The organism is Seohaeicola nanhaiensis (assembly GCF_042654245.1).
In the GTDB taxonomy this organism is placed as follows: domain Bacteria; phylum Pseudomonadota; class Alphaproteobacteria; order Rhodobacterales; family Rhodobacteraceae; genus Seohaeicola_A; species Seohaeicola_A nanhaiensis.
The window spans coordinates 223,722-243,868 of the sequence record NZ_JBHSGI010000002.1; the positions used below are offsets into that span (position 1 = coordinate 223,722).

Sequence of the window (20,147 nt, forward strand, 5' to 3'; positions counted from 1 at the left end):
GCAGTCTGCCACCATTTTTGGCGGAAACGATTGGCCCGTGTTGTATGGCGCAAGCAGCGGCCTAATATGACCCTATGGTCAACAAACCACCTCCCTTCGACGAGATGATTGCGCCGGACGGCAGCATTCGTCCCGCCTATGCCGGCTATCACGCCTGGTTCGCCGAGCAGGATCCCGCCTTGCTGGCCAAGAAATCGACCGATGCGGAGGCGTTCTTTCGCCGCGTCGGCATCACCTTCAACGTCTATGGCGAACAAGACGCGCAAGAACGGCTGATTCCCTTCGACCTCGTGCCGCGAATCCTCTCCGCCCGCGAATGGGCGCGGCTGGCCAAGGGCATCGAGCAGCGCGTCGCGGCGATCAATGCCTTCCTGCACGACATCTACAATCGTCAGGAGATCATCCGCGCCGGGCGGCTGCCCGAACGGCTGATCTCGGAAAACGCCGCCTTCCTGCCGCAGATGCTGGGATTTACTCCGCCGGGCCGGGTCTACACCCATATCGTCGGCACCGACATCGTGCGCACCGGCGAAAACGAGTTCTACGTGCTCGAGGACAACGCGCGCACCCCCTCGGGCGTGTCCTACATGCTCGAAGACCGCGAGACGATGCTGCAGATGTTCCCCGAATTGTTCAGCCGCGTGCGGGTGCAACAGGTCAGCGACTATCCCAAGAGCCTGCGCCGGTCGCTCGCCGCCTGCGCACCCGACAGCTGCGCCGGCAAGCCGACCATCGCTGTCCTGACGCCGGGCATCCACAACTCGGCCTATTTCGAACATTCCTTCCTGGCCGATCACATGGGCGCCGAACTTGTCGAAGGGCACGACCTGCGGGTTGTCGATGGCCATATCGCGATGCGCACCACGCAGGGTTACAAGGTGATCGACGTGCTCTACCGTCGCGTCGACGACAACTTCCTCGATCCGATGACCTTTAACCCCGACTCGATGCTGGGCGTGCCGGGCATCATGGACGTCTATCGCGCCGGCAATATCACCATCGCCAACGCGCCGGGCACGGGCATCGCGGACGACAAGGCGATCTACTCTTACATGCCCGATATCGTCGAATTCTACTCGGGCGAGAAGGCGATCCTGAAAAACGTCGAGACTTGGCGCTGCGGTGAGCCCGAGGCGCTGAAATACGTACTCGACAACCTCAAGGATCTGGTCGTGAAAGAGGTTCATGGATCGGGCGGATACGGAATGCTGGTCGGCCCCGCCGCCAGCAAGGCCGAGCTTGAGTCATTCGCCGCCAAGCTGCGCGCAAAGCCGGGCAACTATATCGCCCAGCCGACGCTGGCGCTCTCGACCGTGCCGATCCTCGTGGACAAGGGCCTTGCGCCCCGCCACGTCGATCTGCGGCCCTTCGCGCTGGCCAGTCCGCGCGGCATCGACATCGTGCCCGGCGGGCTGACGCGTGTCGCGCTCAAGGAGGGGTCGCTTGTCGTCAACTCCAGCCAGGGCGGCGGCACAAAGGACACCTGGGTGCTGGAGGACTGACATGCTCGGCAAGACCGCAGGCGGCCTTTACTGGATGTTCCGCTACCTCGAACGGGCCGAGAATATCGCGCGCCTTGTCGAGGCTGGCTTCCGCATCGCGCTGACCCGCTCCTCCAACCGCGATTCGGAATGGGAATCGGTCCTGTCCACATCGGGCGTACTGATGGCTTTCAACAAGAAGTACGACGCCTGCACCGCCCGGGACGCCATCGACTTCATGCTGCGCGATCCCTCGAACCTGTCGAGCGTGCTGACCATCGTGAAAAACGCGCGCGACAACGCCCGCTTGGTGCGCACCGCGCTCACCACCGAGGTCTGGGAAGCGGTCAACGACAACTGGATGACGCTGTGCCAGCTGCTCGCCCGGCCGGTGCGCGAAGCGGAACTCCCCGAGGTGCTGGGCACCATCCGCCAGCACAGCGCCCTCGTGCGGGGCGCGCTGCACGGCACGATGCTGCGCAACGATATCTATTACTTCTCGCGCCTCGGCACCTTCATGGAGCGCGCCGACAACACCGCCCGTATCCTGGACGTGAAATACTACACCCTGCTGCCGCATTCGAGCTTTGTCGGCTCCTCTCTGGACAACATGCAGTGGGAAACGATCCTGCGGTCGGTCTCCGCCCATCGCTCGTTCAGGTGGCTGGGCGAGGACGACACCACTGCCTCGGCCATCGCCCGCTATCTCATCCTTGACCGCCGCCTGCCGCGCTCTCTGTGCTTCTGCGCCGAGCAGACGGTGAAGAATCTGGATTTGATGGCCGAGGAATACGGCGCACACCGTCCGTGCTATGATCTCGCCATGCGGCAACGGGCCCGCCTGCGAAACCGCGACATCGAATCGATTTTCGACGAGGGGCTGCACGAGTTCCTCAGCACCTTCATCGTGGACAACAATGCCTTGGGGGCGCAGATCGAAACCGACTACCGTTTCAACGGTTGATCAAGGACCAGAGCTTTTGCTTCTCACCATTTCTCATACGACACACTACAGCTACGACGCCCCTGTGAGCTATGCGCTGCAGCGCCTGAGACTGCGGCCGTCGAGCAACCGCCAGCAGAAGGTGCTGGAGTGGGACATCGATCTGGACGGCGGACAGTGCGAGGTGAGCTATGTCGATCCGCATGGCAACAACACCGATCTCGTCCTGATGGAAGACGCCTCGCACCAGCTGCGGATCACCGCACGCGGCAAGGTGGAAACCACCGACACTGTCGGGGTCCTGGGCTTTATGCCAAGTCCGGTTCCCCTGTGGCACTACCGCCAGCAGACAGCCGTGACCGAGCCCGGCGACGGGATAAAGGCCCTCGCCGCCGGGATCGACGCCACCGAAGGGCTGTTGCCCGCGCTGCACGCGCTCTCGGCGCGGGTCGCCGAGGCGGTGGCCTACGTGCCCGGCAAGACCTATGCCGCCACCCCGGCCGAGGACGCGCTGTCCGGAGGCGAGGGCGTCTGTCAGGATCACGCCCAGATCTTCATTTCGGCCGCGCGCATTGCTGGGGTCCCGGCCCGTTACGTCAGCGGCTATCTGATGATGGACGACCGGGTCGATCAGGACGCCGGCCACGCCTGGGCCGAGGCCTGGCTGCCCGATCTGGGCTGGGTCGGCTTCGACGTTTCCAACGGACACTCTCCCGACGAACGTTACGTCCGGCTGGCAACCGGGCTCGATTACAGCCAGGCGGCGCCATTGTCGGGCATGCGTCATGGAATTGGTAACGAAACCATGATTGTATCGCTGCAGGTGCAGCAGTAGACAGACGGCAACCCACAAACTCGACGAGCATTGCGCAGCATGACTTACTGTGTCGGCCTGAAACTCAATCGCGGACTGGTCTTCATGTCCGATACCCGGACCAATGCCGGGGTCGACAATTTCTCGATGACCCGCAAGATGTTCACTTGGGAAGTGCCCGGCGACAGGCTCATCACCATCATGACGGCCGGCAATCTGGCGACCACTCAGGCGCTCATCAGCCTGCTCGAGGAACGCTCCAAGGCCTCGCGCGAACGCGATCCTTCGATCCTGCGGGCGCCGACGATGTTTCAGGTCGCGCGGCTGGTCGGCGCAACGCTGCGCGAGGTCATCGCGGAAAGCGATCCCGCCGGCGGCAACGCCGAAAGCCCCTTCCGCGCCTCACTGATCGTCGGCGGCCAGGTCAACGGCAGTCAGCCGACCCTGTTCCTGGTCTATCCCGAGGGCAATTTCATCGAGGCCACCGTCGAAACGCCCTATTTCCAGATCGGCGAGGCGAAATACGGCAAGCCCATTCTCGTGCGTGCCTTCGATCCCGAGATGTCTTTCAGCGAGGCGACCAAGCTGTTGCTGGTGTCCTTCGATTCGACAGTCAAGGCCAACCTTTCGGTCGGCCTGCCCTTCGACCTTCAGACCTACGCCAAGGACACTTTCACGGTAGACCGCCAGATTCGAATCGCGATGGACGATCCGATGTATCAGTCGATCTCGACCGGCTGGGGCAACGCCCTGCGCGAGGCGTTCAACACCCTGCCCTCCTACGAATTCTGACCACCGCGTATATTGCGCACCATCAGCCGCTCGAACAGCTCCGGTGACAGCCGGTTGATCCACCACGAGAGCCGCGCGACACGGCCCACCGGAATGAACGGCCGGCCCCGGTCGAGGCCCCGAAGTATCTCGGCCGCTGCCGCCTCTGGCGTCATGTAATCCACGCCATCCGCGGCTGATCCTGGCCGGACAAGTCCATCCGGCGCAGGCGCGGCATTGCCGATATTTGTCGCCACAAAGCTGGGCGCGGCGATCTGGACGGTGACACCATGCGCCGCCTCTTCCGAACGCAGCGAGCCGAAGAACCCTTCCAATGCGTGTTTCGAAGCGGCATAGGCGGTCCGGTGGTACAGCGGGCTGAACCCCGCCACCGAGGAAATCGCCAGATGCGTGCCCCGTGCCTGCCGCACCGCCCCGAGAAAGCCGCGTGCCATGGCGACGGCGGCGAAATAGTTGATCTCGAACACCCGCCGGTGCGTCGCATCGGGCGTATCGGCAAAGGCGGCGATCTGCGAGACGCCCGCGTTATAAACCACGAGATCGATGGCGGGATGGTCGGCGATCACCCGCATCACCGCCGCCTCCAGCGCGGCACCATCGGTCAAATCCACCTGCACCGGGCTTTGGCTCGCCGTCGTCTCCAGCCCCGCAACATCGCGATCCAGAAGCACCGTGCGCCAGCCGCGCGCCTGCAGGGCCGCGGCGATCGCCCGCCCCAGGCCGCCGTTCCCCCCGGAGATAACCGCCGTCTTCACAGCCCCGCCTCCCGCCGCCAGAGGTCGAACACCTCCGCCGAGGTGAGTTCCGGCACATAGCCGAATACGGTCTTGAGGGCGTCATTGGCCAGAACCGGCCGATATTGCAGAAACCGAACCTGCTCGGGCCCATACTGCGACAGCCCCAGCGGATGCGCCACTCCCAGCGCCACCTTAAGGGCCCGGGCCGGCAGGCGCACAACGCCCTTGCCCAGGGCACGGGCCAGATCCTCCACGCTCATCGCGCCATCGCCCGCCACGTTGAAGATGCCGGCCGGACCGTCAGTTGCGGCTCGGCGCAGGATGCGCGCCAGATCGCGGGTCCAGATGAAGACGAAAGGGCTGTCGCTGCCCCGGATCGCCAGCAGGCGCGGCTTGCGGAACAATGCGGTGATTTGGTTCTCGGTGCCTGCCCCCAGCACGGTGCCAACCCGCAAGACGACCTGCTCAAGTTGCGGTGCACTCAAGCGGGCCTCGGCCAGCATCTCTTCCACCTGCCGCTTGTGGTCCGCATAGGCGAATTCCGGATTCCCCCGGCAGGGATCGCTTTCACGCAGCGGTACCGGGTTGTCGGCATGATACCCATAGGCCGCGCCAGAGCTGGTGACGACCAGCCGCCGCACGCCATTGCGCAGGCAGGCGTCCAGAACGTTGCGCGTGCCGGTCACGTCGACCGCAAAGGCGGCTTCCCGCCCCATCCCGGGCGGGGGCGTGACGATGGAGGCCAGATGCACCACCACTTCGGGGCGCAGCGCCGCAATCACTCTCGCGGGGTCGCCGCTGGTCACATCCATGCGCTCGAACCGAACCCCCTCGGGAATGCCCTCGGCACGCAGATCGGTGGCCATCACCTCCCTGTCCGCCAGTTCGCCCAGCAGCGCCCGGCCCACCATTCCGGCAGCGCCGCTCACCAGGATCATCGGGCCGCCTCGGTGCGTGCCATCACGCTGGCCAGCGCAAGGCCGGAAATGGCGTGCCAGATGCCCCAGAAGGCCGCCGCCACGGCCATGCCGCCCAGCCCGCCAAAGAAACTGAAGATCAGCACCAGACCAAGGCCCGAGTTCTGGATTCCGGTCTCGATGGTGACCGCGCGTCGGTCATAGGGGCTGAGCCGGGTCAGGGTCGCCAGAACATAGCCACCGCCCAGCGCCAGCCCGTTGTGAACGATCACCAGCAGCGCGACATAACCGGCGTATTCCAGAAAATAGCTCCAGTTCGCGGCGAGCGCGAGAAGGATGAACGCCACGAAGATACCCATCGAAACCCATTGCAGCGGCTTGCGCAGCCGCGCCGTAAGATCGGGTCGCGCGACGTTCAGCGAAACCCCAAGGATCAGCGGCAGCACCAGCATCAGCCCGACCGTGACCGCCACCTGCACCGGGTCGATATGGGTCGCCCGCAGGATATCGCGCGTCGGCGCATAAAGGTTGCCCCAGAATGCGATGTTGAACGGCGTCAAAACAATCGCCCCCACCGTCGCGATGGCCGTCATCGACACCGAGAGCGCCGCATTGCCCCCCGCCCGATGGGTGATGAAGTTCGAGATATTGCCGCCTGGACAGGCCGCAACAAGGATCAGCCCCAGCGCGATCGACGGAATCGGCTGGATGACGGAAATCAGCAGGAAGGTCAGGGCCGGCAACAGGAGAAACTGCGAGGTGAGACCGACGATCAGCGACCGGGGTGCGTTCACAAGGGCGCGAAAGTCGCGGGGCCTCAGGTCGATGGCAATGGAGAACATCACCACAGCGAGGATGGCGTTCAGCAGGGTCAGCGATCCAGGGCTGAAAGTCAGCGCGACGTCGTCGATCATTGCGCGCTTCCCCCCAGGGCCCGGATCCAGCCCTTGACCGCCGTGCGATAGGTCGCCTTGTCCACGTAATAGGCCATACGCGGCAGATCGATGTAATTCATCCCGCCCGTCGCCCGGGCAAAGCCGCCGGCCTTCTCGTCCTTCAGCAGCTTCGCCGCCGTACTCCCCTGCTTGAGACCCAGGATGTAGCGCACCACCATCTCGGCCTGTTCATGGCGGCCCTGCCAGCCAAGGCCGCTCGCCTCGATCATCCCCAGGACGAAAAGATCGTCGCGCTGCGGATGCATGGCGTTCAGGAACAGATTCGGCGCATCGCCCTGCCAGTTCAACTCCGCCCGGTCGATGAAGGGATAATCCAGCTTGTATCCCGTCGCGGCAAGAATCATGTCGTAGTCCGCTTGGCTGCCGTCCTTGAAAAGAACGGTCTGGCCGTCGAACCGGTCGATATCCGGGCGGATCGTCAGATCGCCATGGCCAGCGTGATACAGCACCAGCGAATTGACTACCGGGTGACTTTCGTAAAGCTGATAATCCGGCTTCGGAAAGCCGTATTTCTGCGGATTTCCGACAAACCAGCCCAGGATGAGCGCATCGACCCGGCGTTTCAGCCACATCGGCAGCTTGATCGCGCCGCCCAGCGTATCCGCCGGCCGTCCGAACACATATTTCGGCACAAAATAATAACCGCGCCGCATCGAGAGATCGCAGGACACCCCGTGATGGATCGCGTCGACCGCGATATCGCAGCCCGAGTTGCCCGCGCCGATGATCAACACACGCTTTCCGTCAAACTGCGTTGCCGTCTTGTATTGCGCGGCATGAATGAACGCGCCAGTGAACTCTCCCCGGAAGGTGGGAAGGTTTGGCTCGGACAGCGTGCCATTGGCGATCATCACGCCCGCAAAAACCGCCTGGTGCTCGCCCTCCGGATCTCGCCATCGCACCTCCCAGCCATCGCCCGTATCGCCCAGCGGCTTGCAGGACAGCACTTCAGCATTGAACCGATAATGGTTGTAAAGGCCGTAGTGCTGCGCGAAGTCTCGGAAATATCGCGCCATCTCGCGGTGCGAGGGATATTCGGCCACCTCGTCCCGCATCGGGAAATCGGTGAACTCGGTCATCCGCTTGGACGAGATCAGATGCGCGCTCTCATACATGGTGGAACGTGGCGCCGTGATGTCCCAAAGCCCGCCAACGTCCGAATGCAGTTCGAACCCCTGAAACGGGACGCCCAGTTCGGCCATCAGCTTGGCTGCAGCCAGCCCCATCGGCCCCGCCCCGATCAGAGCGAAGCGGTCGCGCACGTCGGTCATCTGCTCCTCCCTCTTCCCGCTATTAGATTGAACAAGCGTTCAATATAAGGCAAGCTTATTCCATGCACACCGCAGCGACGTCACCGAAATCCCGACAGCGCGCGCCCTCCGAAAGGGCGGTGGCCACCCATGCGAGAATCCTCGATGCCGCGGAATTGGTGTTTTCCGCCAACGGCTTCGACGGTTCGACCCTGCGCGACATCGCGGCGTTGGCGCAGGTGCGGGTCAGCCTCGTTCATCACCACGGCGGCAGCAAGGAGGCGCTTTTTGCCGAGACCGTCGCGCGCCGCGCCGGAGAGATCGCGACGGCGCGAATCGCCGAGCTGGCGGCCTCGCGCGCGCACGGCCCGCTGACGGTCGAGGTTGTTTTCTCGGCCTTCTTCCGCCCCTTCCTTGACCGCGCCGCGTCAGATCCACGCTGGCGCGCCTATGCCCGGCTAGTCGCTCAGGTCTCGGCGGACGACCGGTGGAAGGCGATCACGGCGGCCCATTTCGATCCCACCGCCCATCTCTTTCTGGACGAACTCGCGGCCCTGGCGCCTGACACCAACCGCGACGCTGTGGCCACGGGCTTTGTCTACGCCGTCTCGGCCATGCTGGCGCATCTCACCTCGCAATGGCGGGTTGGCGCGCTCAGCAAGGGCGCTCTAGGCTCGGGGGACGCTACAGCCCGCCTCGTCACCTTCTGCGCCAGCGGCTTCCGCGCCGCGGCCGGCCTGCCACAGCCCTAGGTTTCTCTGCGAAACGGCCAGCCTGAAGCGCTTGATTGTGGGGGGATTCGCCACTGAAAGGCGAGGTGGTGCTGCTGGACAGGATTGAACTGTCGACCTCTCCCTTACCAAGGGAGTGCTCTACCACTGAGCTACAGCAGCGCGCCTCGGTGGCGGCGTGGCGGGTGATTAGACGCATTCCGACCACGGTGCAAGGGTTATCTGGACGCTTTTTTCCACCTGCTATAAACAGGGCCCATGGCAGACAAGGCGGCCCCCGGAAAGGGGGCGAAACAGAAACCCGACCGTGACGAACGGCTCAAGGCCGCGCTGAAGGCAAACCTCGCGCGGCGCAAGGCCCAGGCACGGGCGCGCGGACAAGGCGGGACAACCGCAGGCAGGAAAGAGGAGCAGGACTGATGGATTCGATCGTCGTGACGGGCAATGGTCCGCTGTCGGGGCAAATTCCGATCGCAGGCGCCAAGAACGCCTGCCTGACACTGATGCCGGCGACCCTGCTGAGCGATGAACCGCTCACGCTTACCAACGCCCCGCGGCTCAGCGATATTGCGACCATGACCACGCTGCTGCAGTCCCTCGGGGCCGAGGTCTCGGCGCTGCAGGATGGCAAGGTCCTGGCGCTGTCGAGCCATGACCTGACCAGCCACACCGCCGAATACGACATCGTCCGGAAGATGCGCGCCTCGATTCTCGTGCTGGGGCCGCTGCTGGCGCGCGATGGGCAAGCTGTGGTCTCGTTGCCTGGCGGCTGCGCGATCGGCGCTCGGCCCGTGGACCTGCACCTGCGCGCGCTCGAGGCGCTGGGTGCCGAACTTGATCTGCGCGATGGGTATGTCCATGCCAAGGCGCCGGGCGGGCTGAAGGGTGGCGTCATCGAGTTTCCCTTCGTCTCGGTCGGAGCGACCGAAAACGCGCTGATGGCCGCGACGCTGGCCAAGGGCACCACGGTCATCAAGCGCGCCGCGCGCGAGCCCGAGATCGTCGACCTGGCGCAATGCCTGCGCAAGATGGGCGCGCAGATCGAAGGCGAAGGCACCGAAACGATCACGGTCCAGGGCGTCGACCGGCTGCATGGCGCGACCCACCCGGTTGTCACCGACCGGATCGAGCTGGGCACCTACATGCTCGCGCCGGCGATCTGCGGCGGCGAAATCGAATTGCTGGGGGGCCGGCGCGATCTGCTGGCCGCCTTCTGCGACAAGCTGGACGAGGCCGGCGTCGAGGTGAGCGAGACCGCCAAGGGCCTGACCGTCCGCCGCCGCTCGGATCACATCAAGGCGGTGAACGTGACAACCGAGCCCTACCCCGGCTTTCCGACCGACCTGCAAGCCCAGATGATGGCGCTGCTGACCACGGCCGAAGGGGTAAGCGTTCTGGAAGAGAAGATCTTCGAGAATCGCTTCATGCATGCGCCCGAACTGATGCGGATGGGCGCCCGGATCGACGTGCATGGCGGCACCGCCACCGTGACCGGGGTCGGCAAGCTGCGCGGCGCCCCCGTCATGGCAACCGACCTGCGGGCCAGCGTCTCGCTGATCCTGGCCGGGCTGGCGGCCGAGGGGTCTACCCGTGTCGCGCGCGTCTATCATCTCGACCGCGGCTACGAACATGTGGTGCGCAAGCTGAGCGGCGTCGGGGCTCGGATCGAACGGGTGCACGCTTGACCCGGGATGCGACCTTTGAGGAAGGCTCCGAGCGGCCGCTGAATCTTGGAGCGCTGGAACCCGACGATCTGGCCGTGATTTCGGCCCTGGTGCAGGACGCGGTGTTTCCGGCGGACGAAATGTCGTGGCGACCCGGCGCGCGACGCTTTGCGCTCCTGCTGAACCGGTTTCGGTGGGAAGATCGCGGGCGAGAACGCCATGGCCCCGAGCGGGTGCGCTCGCTGCTGGTGATCGACAATGTGCTGCGGGTGGCCAGTCAGGGCGTTCGGCGGGGCGAGAAGGACGTGGTCCTGTCGCTGCTGGAGGTCAGTTTCGAGGCCGGGGAGGACGGAGCCGGGCACGTGCTGCTGACCCTGGCCGGGGACGGGGCGATCCGACTGGAGGTCGAGGCGCTGGAGGTCACGCTCAAGGACGTGACCCGGCCCTACAAGGCCCCTTCCGGCAAGGTTCCCGACCACCGAGACTGACCCCACTTTCAGGCGTCCCAGCTAGGACGGGGGGTCAAGTATATGATTTTCCGAAGAAAAAACAGAGTCGCATTTCAGGACATAGTTTTGGACCCGAGTCCGGCGTGTGGGTAACGGGGTGAGGCCCGCCCGACGGATGCACCTTTCGAGGCACACCGAGCCGGAGGCACGGGACTTTGGAACTGGCAGTGGTCTTGTCCCCGACTTGCGCCAAATGGCGGAGCCCTGACGATGACTGTCCACTTGAACGACCACCCGACGGCACTCTCGGTCCGCGCGCTCGGGCCTGACGATGTCGACATCTGGCGGGCGCTGCGCGCCGAGGGGCTGCGCCTGTTTCCGGGCGCCTTCCTGATCACGCTGGAAGAAGCCGAGGCCGCGGATCCCGAGGGCGATACCGCCGGCATGTCGCAGGGTGGGCGGTTCGGAGTGTTCGCCGACGGCCGCGCTGTCGGCATCGGGGCGATCCGATGCATGCCGCTGTCGCGCATCCGGCACCGGGCCGAGCTTGGGCCCTTCTATGTCGCTCCGGCCGCACAGGGCACGGGGGCGGCCCAGGCGCTTCTGACCGCTCTTCTCGACCACGCCCGCACACTGGGAGCGCTCCAGGCCGAACTCTACGTGGCGGGCGACAACCCGCGCGCCATCGCCTTCTACGAACGCCACGGCTTCGACCGCTGCGGCACCATCCCGCGTGCGGTCCTCATGCCCGACGGGCCGGTGGACGATCTCTTCTACGTGCGGCGACTCGACCTGCCGGCCTGAGCGACGGGTCAGCCACAGCCGAAAAGGCGCCCGCTCAGCGCACCAGCAGGATCGGCACCGTGCAGGTGCGGATCATCTCGAGGCTGGTCGAGCCGACAAAAAGCGCGCGCAGGCGCGAGTGCCCCGAGGCGCCCATGACAAGGTGGTCGAAATGTTCCGAGGTCACCAGCCTGCCCAGCGCCTCTTCCGGCTGGCCGGGCACGATGCGGCCCTCGGCGTGCAACCCGGCGGCCATCAGCATTGCCTTTGCGTTGTCCAGCCCCTTGCGCGTGGCTTCGGTGTCGGAGCCAACGGTGACGACCGAGATGTCGAGCCCGGCGTACAGGGGCGAGCGGGTCACATGGTCGACTGCCCTCATCGCGCTGGCGCTGCCGTCATAGGCGACCAGCACCCGGCGGATCGGGCGGAAAGCGCGCGAGGCGATGAACAGCGGCCGGGTGGCCGCGCGCACGACACGCTCGAGGTTCGAGCCGAGATGCCCCCTGGCGAAATCGGCGGCCTCGCCGCGCTTTCCGATCAGGATCATCTGGACTTCGCCATCCTTGCCGGCCAGCGCCTCGATCAGGTCGCCATGACGCAGCTGCGCGGTCGCGGTGACGCCGGCCTGCTCCAGCAGCGCCTGGGCACCTTCCAGAATGGCCCTGCCCCGCTGAATCGCGAGTTTCGAGCGTTGCTCGTCCAGAGCGGCAAGCTGTTCAAGCAGGGCGCTGCGCGCGCCGAGTGCAATGGCGCCCGACAGGTCGGACCCCGCACCGCCTTCCCGACGGCCCAGAACATGCAGCAGCTCGACCGGGCAGCCAAGGCGCCCGGCGATCCAGGCGGCATGGTCGCAGACGCTGCGGGCATAGGTGGAGCCGTCCACCAGGGCTATGATCTTGTCGGTCACGGTCGTGCCTCCCTCAATGCGCCATCAGCTTGTCCATCGCACCCGGCTTGTCATGCATGGCAAGCTTGTCAACGATGGTTTCAGAGGCTGCGTTCATGCCGACGATCTCGACATCGCAGCCGTCGCGACGGAACTTGAGCACGGCCATGTCCAGCGCGGCAACCGAGGAAATGTCCCAGATATGCGCCTCGCTGACGTCGATGACCACACGCTCGGCCGCTTCGCGGAAGTCGAAGGCGGCCATGAAATCCTCCGCCGAGGCAAAGAACAGCTGGCCTTCGACGCGGTAGGTGCGCACCCGTCCGTCGCCGGACAGGGTCGAGGTGACGCGGAACAGCTGGGCAATCTTGCCGGCGAAGAACAGCCCCGACAGCAGGACGCCGGTCAGCACGCCGAGGGCGAGATTGTGGGTATAGACGACGACCGCCACGGTGGCGAGCATCACGACGGAGGACGAGCGCGGGTGCGTCCGCAACTGCCGGATCGACGACCAGGAGAAGGTGCCGATCGAGACCATGATCATGATCGCGACCAGCGCTGCCATCGGGATGCGGCCGACCAGATCGCCCAGTGCGACAACGAGGAACAGCAGAACCGTGCCGGCCACGAAACAGGACAGCCGGCCGCGGCCACCGGACTTGATGTTGATGATCGACTGGCCGATCATCGCACAGCCCGCCATGCCCCCGATGAAACCTGTGGCCGTATTGGCCAGGCCCTGCCCGATGCATTCCTGATTGCGGTCCGATGTCGTGTCGGTGAGGTCATCGACGATATTCGCGGTCATCAGGCTTTCAAGCAGGCCCACCACGGCGACGGCGGCAGCATATGGGAAGATGATCGTCAGGGTCTCGAAGGTCAGCGGGATGTCGGGGATCAGAAACACCGGCAGGGTGTCGGGCAGCTCGCCCATGTCGCCCACGGTGCGCACATCCCAGCCGAAGATCAGCGACAGCGTGGTCAGAACGACGATGGTGACCAATGGCGAGGGGATCGCGCGGGTGATCAGCGGGAAAAGGTAGATGATGGCAAGGCCGAAGGCGACCAGCGGATAGGTCAAGAGGGGAACGCCGATCAGCTCGGGCAGCTGTGCCATGAAGATCAGGATGGCCAGCGCGTTGACAAACCCCGTCATGACCGAGCGCGAAACGAACCGCATGAGCTGGCCAAGTTTTGCGAAACCGGCAGCGATCTGGAGCAGGCCGGCGAGAACGGTGGTGGCCAGCAGGTATTGCAGGCCGTGGTCGGCGACCAGAGTGACCATCAGCACGGCGGTCGCTGCGGTCGCGGCCGAGATCATGCCGGGCCGTCCGCCGGCGATCGAGGTGACGACAGCGATGGAGAAGGAGGCGTAAAGCCCGATCTTGGGGTCGACGCCCGCGATGATCGAGAAGGCGATGGCCTCGGGGATGAGGGCGAGCGCGACGACGAGGCCCGAAAGCAGATCGCCGCGCACATTACCGAGCCACTGGCGCCGGTAGATGTCGAGGTTCATGGTTGGAATGTCCCGTTCCTGTCCGGTCCGGCGGCGTGGGCGCGCCGGTATGGTCCAAGGGTCTTGCGGTTGGCCCGGCGGATCGGCGGCCGGGAGAGCCACCCGGGAATTTCACCCGGGTCCAGACGATCGGCCGGGGGATAGCCTCCGGGACGGCAAAGCACAACCGTTTCGGGGCGATGTGGGATCTCGGGGCGCCTGTGTGCCCGCAATTCAAGCGCCGACGGGCCGGCAACGGCGCCTCGGGCCGCCTTGTGAAGGGCGGCCTGCCCCGCTAGGACGGGGCGAGGTTTCCAGAGGTCCGCCATGCCCGTCTTCCTGAACACGACCGAGCCCGGTTTCGAGACCGCCTTCACCGCGCTGCTGAACGCCAAGCGCGAGGACAGCCCGGATGTGGATGCAGTGGTCGCTGGCATCATTGCCGATGTGCGCGCGCGCGGCGATGCGGCGGTGATCGAGCTGACGGCCAAGTTCGACCGGATGGACCTGACGCCGGCGACGCTGGCGATCACGACCGCCGAGGTGGACGCGGCCATCGAGCAGGTGCCCGCGAAAGAGCGCGAGGCTCTGGAACTCGCCGCCGAGCGCATCCGCGCCTACCACGTCCGCCAGATGCCCGAGAACGCGCTCTGGACCGACCCCGACGGCGCGACCCTGGGCTGGCGGTGGAGTGCGATTTCGGCGGCGGGGCTTTACGTGCCGGGCGGGCTGGCCTCCTATCCGTCGTCCGTGCTGATGAACGCGGTTCCGGCCAAGGTGGCGGGGGTGGAGCGGCTGGCGATCTGCGTGCCGACGCCGGGCGGCGTGATCAATCCGCTGGTGCTGCTGGCCGCGCGGATCGCCGGAGTGGACGAGATCTATCGCATCGGCGGGGCGCAGGCGGTGGCGGCGCTGGCCTATGGGACCGAAAGCATTGCCCCGGTGGACAAGATCACGGGCCCCGGCAACGCCTTTGTCGCGGCGGCCAAGCGGCGGGTCTTCGGCAAGGTCGGGATCGACATGATCGCCGGGCCTTCCGAAATCCTGGTGATCGCCGATAAGGACAACGATCCCGACTGGATCGCGCTCGACCTGATGAGCCAGGCCGAACACGACGAAAGCGCGCAGTCGCTGCTGATCACGGATGACGCAGGCTTTGGCCGGGCGGTGGCGGCGGCGGTGGAGGCGCGGCTGGAGACGCTGGAGCGCCGCGCCATCGCGGGGGCGAGCTGGCGTGACTATGGGGCGGTGATCGTGGTGCAGGACCTGGACGAGGCGGCGGCGCTGTCGAACCGGATCGCGCCGGAGCATCTGGAGCTCTGCGTGGCGGACCCCGAGGCGCTGGCAGAGCACTGCGTGCATGCCGGAGCGATCTTCCTTGGGCAGTGGACGCCCGAGGCCATCGGAGATTACGTCGGCGGACCGAACCACGTGCTGCCGACGGCGCGCTCGGCCCGGTTTTCCTCGGGGCTGTCGGTGATGGATTTCCTCAAGCGCACGACGCTGGCGCGGATGACGCCGGAGGCGCTGCGCGCCATCGGGCCGGCGGCGGAGACGCTGGCGCGGTCGGAGAGTCTTGAGGCGCATGGGCTGTCGGTCACGGCGCGGCTGCAACGGCTGAACGAATAGGCGACGGGCGCCGCAGAGGCGCAGTGCGGGCGCCAATGGCTTGCCGCAGAGACCGCCCTGCCCCTAAGCTGCCCCCGTGTCACTGATCCGGGGGCCTGCCATGCAACCGAGACCCGAAATTCCCGAAGACACGCTGTCGAACTGGCAGCGGATGGTGGATCTGATCGCCCGCGCCGCCGGGGTGCCTGCAAGCCTCGTGATGCGCACGCATGCGCCCGATCACGCAGTCTTTCTCGCCAGCCAGGGCCAGGACAATCCCTATGAGGTCGGACAGAGCTTTGTCCTGCACGAGAAGCTCTATTGCCAAGGCGTGTTCCGCCGCGATGGCGAGCTGGTGGTCGAGGATGCCCGCTGCGATCCGGACTGGTCGGACAACGAGGACCTCGAGATCGACGGGATGAGCTTTTACATCGGCTATCCGCTGCACTGGCCAGATGGCGCGATCTTCGGCACCATCTGCGTGCTCGACCGGCGGCGCAACCGCAAGGCGCTTCTGTTCCGCGAGGGGCTGCGCCAGTTCGCGCGGCTGATCGAAGCGGACCTGACGCTGTTGTCCGAGATCGCCCGGCGCAAGCTGCTGGAGCGCGATCTGCAGGTGGCGCTGGACGAGATGGAGGCGCGGGTAGAGGAGCGGACGGAAGAGTTGCAGGAGGCCAATACCGCGCTGCGGGTGCTGCTTGACCGGGTGGAGAGCAACCGCCGCCGCTATGACGGCGAAGTGCTGCGCCAGATCAAGGGAATGGTGCTGCCGCATCTGGGCAAGCTGCGCGCGCGCCTGGCCGACGATCCGGCCGGGCAGGCCTATCTGGCGCTTGCCGAGGAGAATCTGACGTCGGTCACCTCGTCGATGTCGAATCGGCTGAGCGATGTATTCGAGCGGCTGACGCCCTCCGAGCAGGAGATCGCCCAGCTGATCATGCGCGGCCAGACGACCAAGGACATCGCGCGCACCCTGTCGCGCGAGCTCTGCACCATCGAGTTCCACCGCAACAACATCCGCAAGAAGCTGGGGCTTCGCAAGAGCGGGCAGAACCTGCGCTCCATGCTGAACGCGATCCAGTAATAACATGGGGATCTTCCCCATGGTCTGCCCTTGGAATTCCGATGCCATGGCGCGCTGGAGCGCGGGCTAGCCTTGGGGCACCCGGCGACGACAGGCCGGGGCGCAACAGGGATGACCGACATGGACAGAAACGATCTGAAACCCACCCTCCTCAACGGCAGCCGTGACGAGATCGCCCCCGGGCTGTCGCGGCGTTCGTTCTTCATGGCGGCGGGGGCCGCCGGCGTGGGCGCGGCCGGAGCGCTGCTGACACCGGGCAAGGTGCAGGCGCAATCGACCGACTGGATGCAGCCGGGCAACAACAACCATGTGATCGGGCTGCAGGGCAGCACCGGGCAGGCCAGCACCGGCGAGGTGGCGATCGACTATTTCGGGCACTGCGCGATCCGCATCACCTCGCCCAAGGGGGCGACGGTGCTGTTCGACCCGTTCCGGGACGACCCGTCCGGCGCCTGGGGCCTCTGGTTCAAGCAGGCCTTCCCCGAGACCAAGGTCGACATCACCATGTCGACGCATACCCATTTCGACCATGACGCCATCGACCGGCCGGAAAGCACCATGGTGCTGGACCGCATGGTGGGGAACTTCGAATTCGCCGACATCAAGATCACCGGTTTCGCCGACAAGCACGCCTGCGTGGCGCCGGGCTGGTACAAGTGGACCAACGCCATCGCCGAGTTCGGCGCGCAGGCCTGCCCGCCGGACAACGTCGGCCATATGGACATGGTGGTCTACCTGGTGGAGACGGGCGGCATCCGCACGCTGATCTGGGGCGACAACCGGCACAATCCGGGCGACGATTTCTGGGCCGCGGTGGGCGAGGTGGACGTCCTGACGCTGCCGGTCGACGGTTCGATGCACATCCTGTCCTTCGACCAGGGCAACGACATCGTCTCGCGCCTCAAGCCCAAGGCGATCATCCCGACCCATTACCTGAACGAGACGGTGAGCTATACGCTGACCACGCTGCAGCCGGCGGACGAATGGGTGAAGGCGCAGAAATCCTATCAGATGCTGACCAGCCCGAACCTCAAACTGGAAGCAGGCGCGCTCGCGGGAATGGAGCAGGAGTTCCTCTATTTCGGTCACAATGCCCTGACCGCCTGAGCTGCGGGCGGTGCGGCGGATTGCCTGACCCGCCGCACTGCGCTAGTGACGTCGGCATCCCGGAAGAGCGAGATGCCGGCCATGACCCATATCAGCGAAATCGCGCTGGACGATTCCAACCTCCCGCCGCCCACGCCGGAGATCGAGCAGGAGCGCAAGGTCGCCATATTCGACCTGCTGGAAGCCAATCACTTCGTACTGCCCCAGCGGGACGGCCGCGCCGTGCCCGAGGGGCCCTACAAGCTGAACCTGTCGATCCGCGACAAACGGCTGGTTTTCGACGTCGAGACCCCGGCCGATCAGAAAGCGGCCGAGTTCCACCTGTCGCTCGGTCCGTTTCGGCAGGTCGTCAAGGACTACTTCCAGATCTGCAAGAGCTACTATGAGGCGGTGAAGACGCTGCCGCCCAGCCAGATCGAGACCATCGACATGGCCCGGCGCGGGATCCACAACGAGGGCAGCCGCGTGCTGCAGGAACGGCTGGAAGGCAAGGTGGAGGTCGATTCCGACACCGCACGGCGGCTGTTCACCCTGATCTGCGTGCTGCACTTTGGTGGCTGACTTGGTGCACCCCCTGCCGCAGTCGGTGCTGTTCTGCTGCGATCACAACGCGGTCCGCTCGCCCATGGCCGAGGGGATCATGAAGAAATTCTATGGCACCGGCACCTATGTGCAGTCGGTGGGCGTGCACAACGATCTGGAGATCGACGGCTTTGCCATCGCGGCCTGCAAGGAGATCGACGTCGAACTGTCGCGCCACCGCTCGCGCAGTTTCGACGAGATGGAGCGCTGGGGCGAGGGTCTGAGTTCCTTCGATCTGGTCATCGCGCTCTCGCCGGCCAGCCGCGAACGGGCGATGGAACTGACGCGCTTCTACCATCTCGACGTCGAATACTGGCCGATCCTGGATCCGACCGAGATGGGCAGCACCCGCGATGAAAAGCTGGCGAGCTACCGGCAGGCGCGCGACCAGATCGTTGACCGGCTGAAGGCCCGTTTCGGCGCCCCGACACAGGGCTGAGCCCGTCAGTCCGCCCCCTGACCGTCTGATCCGAAGGAGTCCCCATGTCTGTCATTCACCGCTATTTCGAGGCCTTCAACACCGGCGACACCGAGGCGATGCTCGACTGCGTCACCGAAGACGTGGCGCATCACGTCAACGAGGGCCAGATTCGCAGCGGCAAGGCGCGGTTTGCAGAGTTCTGCGCCCACATGAGCCGCTGCTACCGCGAAGAGCTGACAGACATGGAGATCTTCGTGAATGGCGCGGGCACCCGGGGCGCGGCCGAGTTCATCGTGAACGGCACGTATCTTTCCACCGACGCCGGGCTGCCCGAGGCCCGCGGACAGACCTACCGCCTGCCGGGAGGGTCCTTCTTCGACCTCCGCGACGGCAGGATCGCGCGGGTGACGACTTATTACAACCTGGCCGACTGGATCCGGCAGGTCTCGTGACCGAGGTCCGGGTGCTGACCGGCGCGGCGCTGGATGCCGCGCTGGACGATGTGGCGGCGCTGCGCATCGCGGTGTTCCGCGACTGGCCCTATCTCTACGACGGGTCGCTGGACTACGAGCGGCGCTATCTCGCAGCCTATCGTGACAGCCCGGGCGCCGTGCTGGCCGGCGCCTTCGACGGCGCGCGTCTGGTCGGCGCCGCAACGGGCACGCCGCTGGCCGATCACGCCGACGACTTCGCGGCCGCCTTTGCCGATACGGGGATCGGTCTTGGCAGCGTCTTTTATTGCGCCGAGTCGATACTGCTGCCGGACTGGCGCGGAAAAGGCATCGGCCATCGCTTTTTCGATCTGCGAGAAGGCCATGCCCGCACCCTTGGCTTTTCCCGCGCGGCCTTCTGCGCCGTGATCCGACCGGCAGCACACCCGCTGCGCCCCGCGGACTACCGCCCGCTCGACGGTTTCTGGCGCAAACGCGGCTATGCGCCCCTGTCCGGCGCCGTCTCACGGTTCGACTGGAAGGACATCGACCGCCCCGCCTCTGATCAAAAGAATCTTCAGGTCTGGATCCGCGATCTCTGAGTGCACAGCGCCTGCGCTTCTCCGGTTTTCAAATACCTGCGCCGCAGGCAGCCGCGCAGCGGCTTTCCGTGCGATTCCTCACAAAATCGCGCCCGAATCGTTTGCCCCTTGAAAACCTGCGCGTTTGCGCCTTATTAGGCGCGCGGCCCACATCCTGGCGGGCCGGATTGATATGGAGACCACATGGCCAAGGAAGACACTCTCGAATTCCCCGGCGTCGTGAAGGAACTCCTGCCAAATGCGACATTCCGGGTCGAACTCGAGAACGGCCATGAGATCATCGCACATACGGCAGGCAAGATGCGCAAGAACCGCATCCGGGTTCTGGCCGGCGACAAAGTACAGGTCGAAATGACCCCCTATGATCTGACCAAGGGCCGGATCAACTATCGTTTCAAGTAGCGCGAAGCGCAG

At 65.4% G+C, this 20,147-nt stretch carries 23 protein-coding genes, 1 tRNA gene and 1 other annotated feature; of the genes, 17 read left to right on the forward strand and 7 right to left on the reverse strand.

Annotated features, from left to right (window positions below; translation table 11 throughout):
* Positions 1 to 74: 74 nt before the first annotated feature.
* The 4 genes from ACFO5X_RS01245 to ACFO5X_RS01260 are packed head-to-tail and all read left to right on the forward strand — an operon-like array spanning position 75 to position 4,030.
* Positions 75 to 1,502: a circularly permuted type 2 ATP-grasp protein gene (locus ACFO5X_RS01245; protein WP_380715127.1), complete on the forward strand. Its 1,428-nt coding sequence runs from the start codon at positions 75 to 77 to the stop codon at positions 1,500 to 1,502.
* Between the two features lies 1 nt (position 1,503).
* The gene (locus ACFO5X_RS01250) at positions 1,504 to 2,445 is read left to right on the forward strand and encodes an alpha-E domain-containing protein (RefSeq protein WP_380715129.1); all 942 of its coding nucleotides are present in this window, start codon (positions 1,504 to 1,506) and stop codon (positions 2,443 to 2,445) included.
* Between the two features lie 16 nt (positions 2,446 to 2,461).
* Positions 2,462 to 3,259, forward strand: coding sequence for a transglutaminase family protein (locus ACFO5X_RS01255; protein ID WP_380715131.1), 798 nt, complete (start codon positions 2,462 to 2,464; stop codon positions 3,257 to 3,259).
* Positions 3,260 to 3,298: 39 nt separating this feature from the next.
* Entirely contained in the window at positions 3,299 to 4,030 is a 732-nt protein-coding gene (locus ACFO5X_RS01260) for a proteasome-type protease (RefSeq protein ID WP_380715132.1), read from the forward strand.
* On the opposite strand, the gene ACFO5X_RS01265 is transcribed toward ACFO5X_RS01260, so the two are convergent.
* Genes ACFO5X_RS01265 through ACFO5X_RS01280 form a run of 4 tightly spaced genes read right to left on the reverse strand, consistent with a single transcriptional unit; the run spans position 4,018 to position 7,911 of the window.
* A complete protein-coding gene (locus tag ACFO5X_RS01265) occupies positions 4,018 to 4,785 on the reverse strand; it encodes an SDR family NAD(P)-dependent oxidoreductase (RefSeq protein ID WP_380715133.1) in 768 nt (255 codons plus the stop codon). The genes ACFO5X_RS01260 and ACFO5X_RS01265 overlap by 13 nt on opposite strands.
* A complete protein-coding gene (locus ACFO5X_RS01270) occupies positions 4,782 to 5,705 on the reverse strand; it encodes an SDR family oxidoreductase (protein WP_380715135.1) in 924 nt (307 codons plus the stop codon). Before ACFO5X_RS01270 ends, ACFO5X_RS01265 begins: the two co-directional genes overlap by 4 nt.
* Positions 5,702 to 6,598, reverse strand: a complete 897-nt coding sequence (locus ACFO5X_RS01275; protein WP_380715137.1) for a bile acid:sodium symporter family protein — start codon at positions 6,596 to 6,598, stop codon at positions 5,702 to 5,704. The genes ACFO5X_RS01270 and ACFO5X_RS01275 overlap by 4 nt, the downstream gene beginning before the upstream one ends.
* Entirely contained in the window at positions 6,595 to 7,911 is a 1,317-nt protein-coding gene (locus ACFO5X_RS01280) for a flavin-containing monooxygenase (RefSeq protein WP_380715139.1), read from the reverse strand. Before ACFO5X_RS01280 ends, ACFO5X_RS01275 begins: the two co-directional genes overlap by 4 nt.
* 62 nt (positions 7,912 to 7,973) lie before the next feature.
* Between ACFO5X_RS01280 and ACFO5X_RS01285 the strand changes: the two genes are divergently transcribed.
* A complete protein-coding gene (locus tag ACFO5X_RS01285; protein ID WP_380715141.1) occupies positions 7,974 to 8,642 on the forward strand; it encodes a TetR/AcrR family transcriptional regulator in 669 nt (222 codons plus the stop codon).
* Between the two features lie 66 nt (positions 8,643 to 8,708).
* Here the strand turns inward: ACFO5X_RS01285 and ACFO5X_RS01290 are convergent.
* Positions 8,709 to 8,783 (reverse strand) — tRNA-Thr (locus ACFO5X_RS01290).
* 96 nt (positions 8,784 to 8,879) lie between these two features.
* Here ACFO5X_RS01290 and ACFO5X_RS01295 point away from each other — a divergent pair.
* The 4 genes from ACFO5X_RS01295 (at position 8,880) to ACFO5X_RS01310 (ending at position 11,538) form a co-directional block, all read left to right on the forward strand.
* Positions 8,880 to 9,041: a hypothetical protein gene (locus tag ACFO5X_RS01295; protein ID WP_380715142.1), complete on the forward strand. Its 162-nt coding sequence runs from the start codon at positions 8,880 to 8,882 to the stop codon at positions 9,039 to 9,041.
* Positions 9,041 to 10,306, forward strand: a complete 1,266-nt coding sequence (murA, locus tag ACFO5X_RS01300) for a UDP-N-acetylglucosamine 1-carboxyvinyltransferase (protein ID WP_380715144.1) — start codon at positions 9,041 to 9,043, stop codon at positions 10,304 to 10,306. The genes ACFO5X_RS01295 and murA overlap by 1 nt, the downstream gene beginning before the upstream one ends.
* Positions 10,303 to 10,773 carry a DUF2948 family protein gene (locus ACFO5X_RS01305; RefSeq protein WP_380715146.1) on the forward strand — a complete coding sequence of 157 codons (471 nt, stop codon included), beginning with the start codon at positions 10,303 to 10,305 and terminating at the stop codon, positions 10,771 to 10,773. Before murA ends, ACFO5X_RS01305 begins: the two co-directional genes overlap by 4 nt.
* Before the next feature lie 231 nt (positions 10,774 to 11,004).
* A complete protein-coding gene (locus tag ACFO5X_RS01310) occupies positions 11,005 to 11,538 on the forward strand; it encodes a GNAT family N-acetyltransferase (protein WP_380715148.1) in 534 nt (177 codons plus the stop codon).
* 34 nt (positions 11,539 to 11,572) lie between these two features.
* On the opposite strand, the gene ACFO5X_RS01315 is transcribed toward ACFO5X_RS01310, so the two are convergent.
* Together ACFO5X_RS01315 and ACFO5X_RS01320 are read right to left on the reverse strand one after the other, a co-directional pair.
* Entirely contained in the window at positions 11,573 to 12,424 is an 852-nt protein-coding gene (locus ACFO5X_RS01315; protein WP_380715150.1) for a universal stress protein, read from the reverse strand.
* Between the two features lie 13 nt (positions 12,425 to 12,437).
* A complete protein-coding gene (locus tag ACFO5X_RS01320) occupies positions 12,438 to 13,919 on the reverse strand; it encodes a SulP family inorganic anion transporter (RefSeq protein WP_380715152.1) in 1,482 nt (493 codons plus the stop codon).
* A 68-nt stretch (positions 13,920 to 13,987) separates the two neighbouring features.
* Positions 13,988 to 14,045, reverse strand: a sequence feature (sul1 is cis-regulatory element that is thought to sense ions involved in sulfur or methionine metabolism; They are found in Alphaproteobacteria).
* A 180-nt stretch (positions 14,046 to 14,225) separates the two neighbouring features.
* Here ACFO5X_RS01320 and hisD point away from each other — a divergent pair.
* The 8 genes from hisD to infA all read left to right on the forward strand — a co-directional run bounded on the left by hisD (position 14,226) and on the right by infA (position 20,135).
* The gene (gene hisD / locus ACFO5X_RS01325) at positions 14,226 to 15,527 is read left to right on the forward strand and encodes a histidinol dehydrogenase (RefSeq protein ID WP_380715154.1); all 1,302 of its coding nucleotides are present in this window, start codon (positions 14,226 to 14,228) and stop codon (positions 15,525 to 15,527) included.
* A gap of 100 nt (positions 15,528 to 15,627) precedes the next feature.
* Entirely contained in the window at positions 15,628 to 16,590 is a 963-nt protein-coding gene (locus tag ACFO5X_RS01330; protein WP_380715156.1) for a LuxR C-terminal-related transcriptional regulator, read from the forward strand.
* A 120-nt stretch (positions 16,591 to 16,710) separates the two neighbouring features.
* Positions 16,711 to 17,697 (forward strand): MBL fold metallo-hydrolase, encoded by a 987-nt coding sequence (locus tag ACFO5X_RS01335; RefSeq protein WP_380715157.1) that lies wholly within the window; start codon positions 16,711 to 16,713, stop codon positions 17,695 to 17,697.
* 81 nt (positions 17,698 to 17,778) lie between these two features.
* Positions 17,779 to 18,258, forward strand: coding sequence for a UPF0262 family protein (locus tag ACFO5X_RS01340; protein ID WP_380715159.1), 480 nt, complete (start codon positions 17,779 to 17,781; stop codon positions 18,256 to 18,258).
* A 4-nt stretch (positions 18,259 to 18,262) separates the two neighbouring features.
* On the forward strand, positions 18,263 to 18,718 hold the full coding sequence (locus ACFO5X_RS01345) for an arsenate-mycothiol transferase ArsC (RefSeq protein ID WP_380716356.1): 456 nt from the start codon (positions 18,263 to 18,265) through the stop codon (positions 18,716 to 18,718).
* 44 nt (positions 18,719 to 18,762) lie between these two features.
* Positions 18,763 to 19,152: a ketosteroid isomerase-related protein gene (locus ACFO5X_RS01350; RefSeq protein ID WP_380715162.1), complete on the forward strand. Its 390-nt coding sequence runs from the start codon at positions 18,763 to 18,765 to the stop codon at positions 19,150 to 19,152.
* Positions 19,149 to 19,733 carry a GNAT family N-acetyltransferase gene (locus ACFO5X_RS01355; protein ID WP_380715164.1) on the forward strand — a complete coding sequence of 195 codons (585 nt, stop codon included), beginning with the start codon at positions 19,149 to 19,151 and terminating at the stop codon, positions 19,731 to 19,733. Before ACFO5X_RS01350 ends, ACFO5X_RS01355 begins: the two co-directional genes overlap by 4 nt.
* A gap of 183 nt (positions 19,734 to 19,916) precedes the next feature.
* Positions 19,917 to 20,135 (forward strand): translation initiation factor IF-1, encoded by a 219-nt coding sequence (gene infA, locus ACFO5X_RS01360; RefSeq protein WP_005978431.1) that lies wholly within the window; start codon positions 19,917 to 19,919, stop codon positions 20,133 to 20,135.
* Positions 20,136 to 20,147: the final 12 nt, after the last annotated feature.

Bases quoted from the DNA above. Each gene is read 5' to 3' on its own strand.
- ACFO5X_RS01245 (WP_380715127.1), top strand. From the start codon at position 75: ATGGTCAACAAACCACCTCCCTTCGACGAGATGATTGCGCCGGACGGC.
- ACFO5X_RS01250 (WP_380715129.1), top strand. From the start codon at position 1,504: ATGCTCGGCAAGACCGCAGGCGGCCTTTACTGGATGTTCCGCTACCTC.
- ACFO5X_RS01260 (WP_380715132.1), top strand. From the start codon at position 3,299: ATGACTTACTGTGTCGGCCTGAAACTCAATCGCGGACTGGTCTTCATG.
- ACFO5X_RS01270 (WP_380715135.1), bottom strand. From the start codon at position 5,705: ATGATCCTGGTGAGCGGCGCTGCCGGAATGGTGGGCCGGGCGCTGCTG.
- ACFO5X_RS01275 (WP_380715137.1), bottom strand. From the start codon at position 6,598: ATGATCGACGACGTCGCGCTGACTTTCAGCCCTGGATCGCTGACCCTG.
- ACFO5X_RS01280 (WP_380715139.1), bottom strand. From the start codon at position 7,911: ATGACCGACGTGCGCGACCGCTTCGCTCTGATCGGGGCGGGGCCGATG.
- ACFO5X_RS01285 (WP_380715141.1), top strand. From the start codon at position 7,974: ATGCACACCGCAGCGACGTCACCGAAATCCCGACAGCGCGCGCCCTCC.
- ACFO5X_RS01295 (WP_380715142.1), top strand. From the start codon at position 8,880: ATGGCAGACAAGGCGGCCCCCGGAAAGGGGGCGAAACAGAAACCCGAC.
- murA (WP_380715144.1), top strand. From the start codon at position 9,041: ATGGATTCGATCGTCGTGACGGGCAATGGTCCGCTGTCGGGGCAAATT.
- ACFO5X_RS01310 (WP_380715148.1), top strand. From the start codon at position 11,005: ATGACTGTCCACTTGAACGACCACCCGACGGCACTCTCGGTCCGCGCG.
- ACFO5X_RS01320 (WP_380715152.1), bottom strand. From the start codon at position 13,919: ATGAACCTCGACATCTACCGGCGCCAGTGGCTCGGTAATGTGCGCGGC.
- hisD (WP_380715154.1), top strand. From the start codon at position 14,226: ATGCCCGTCTTCCTGAACACGACCGAGCCCGGTTTCGAGACCGCCTTC.
- ACFO5X_RS01330 (WP_380715156.1), top strand. From the start codon at position 15,628: ATGCAACCGAGACCCGAAATTCCCGAAGACACGCTGTCGAACTGGCAG.
- ACFO5X_RS01335 (WP_380715157.1), top strand. From the start codon at position 16,711: ATGGACAGAAACGATCTGAAACCCACCCTCCTCAACGGCAGCCGTGAC.
- ACFO5X_RS01340 (WP_380715159.1), top strand. From the start codon at position 17,779: ATGACCCATATCAGCGAAATCGCGCTGGACGATTCCAACCTCCCGCCG.
- ACFO5X_RS01350 (WP_380715162.1), top strand. From the start codon at position 18,763: ATGTCTGTCATTCACCGCTATTTCGAGGCCTTCAACACCGGCGACACC.
- infA (WP_005978431.1), top strand. From the start codon at position 19,917: ATGGCCAAGGAAGACACTCTCGAATTCCCCGGCGTCGTGAAGGAACTC.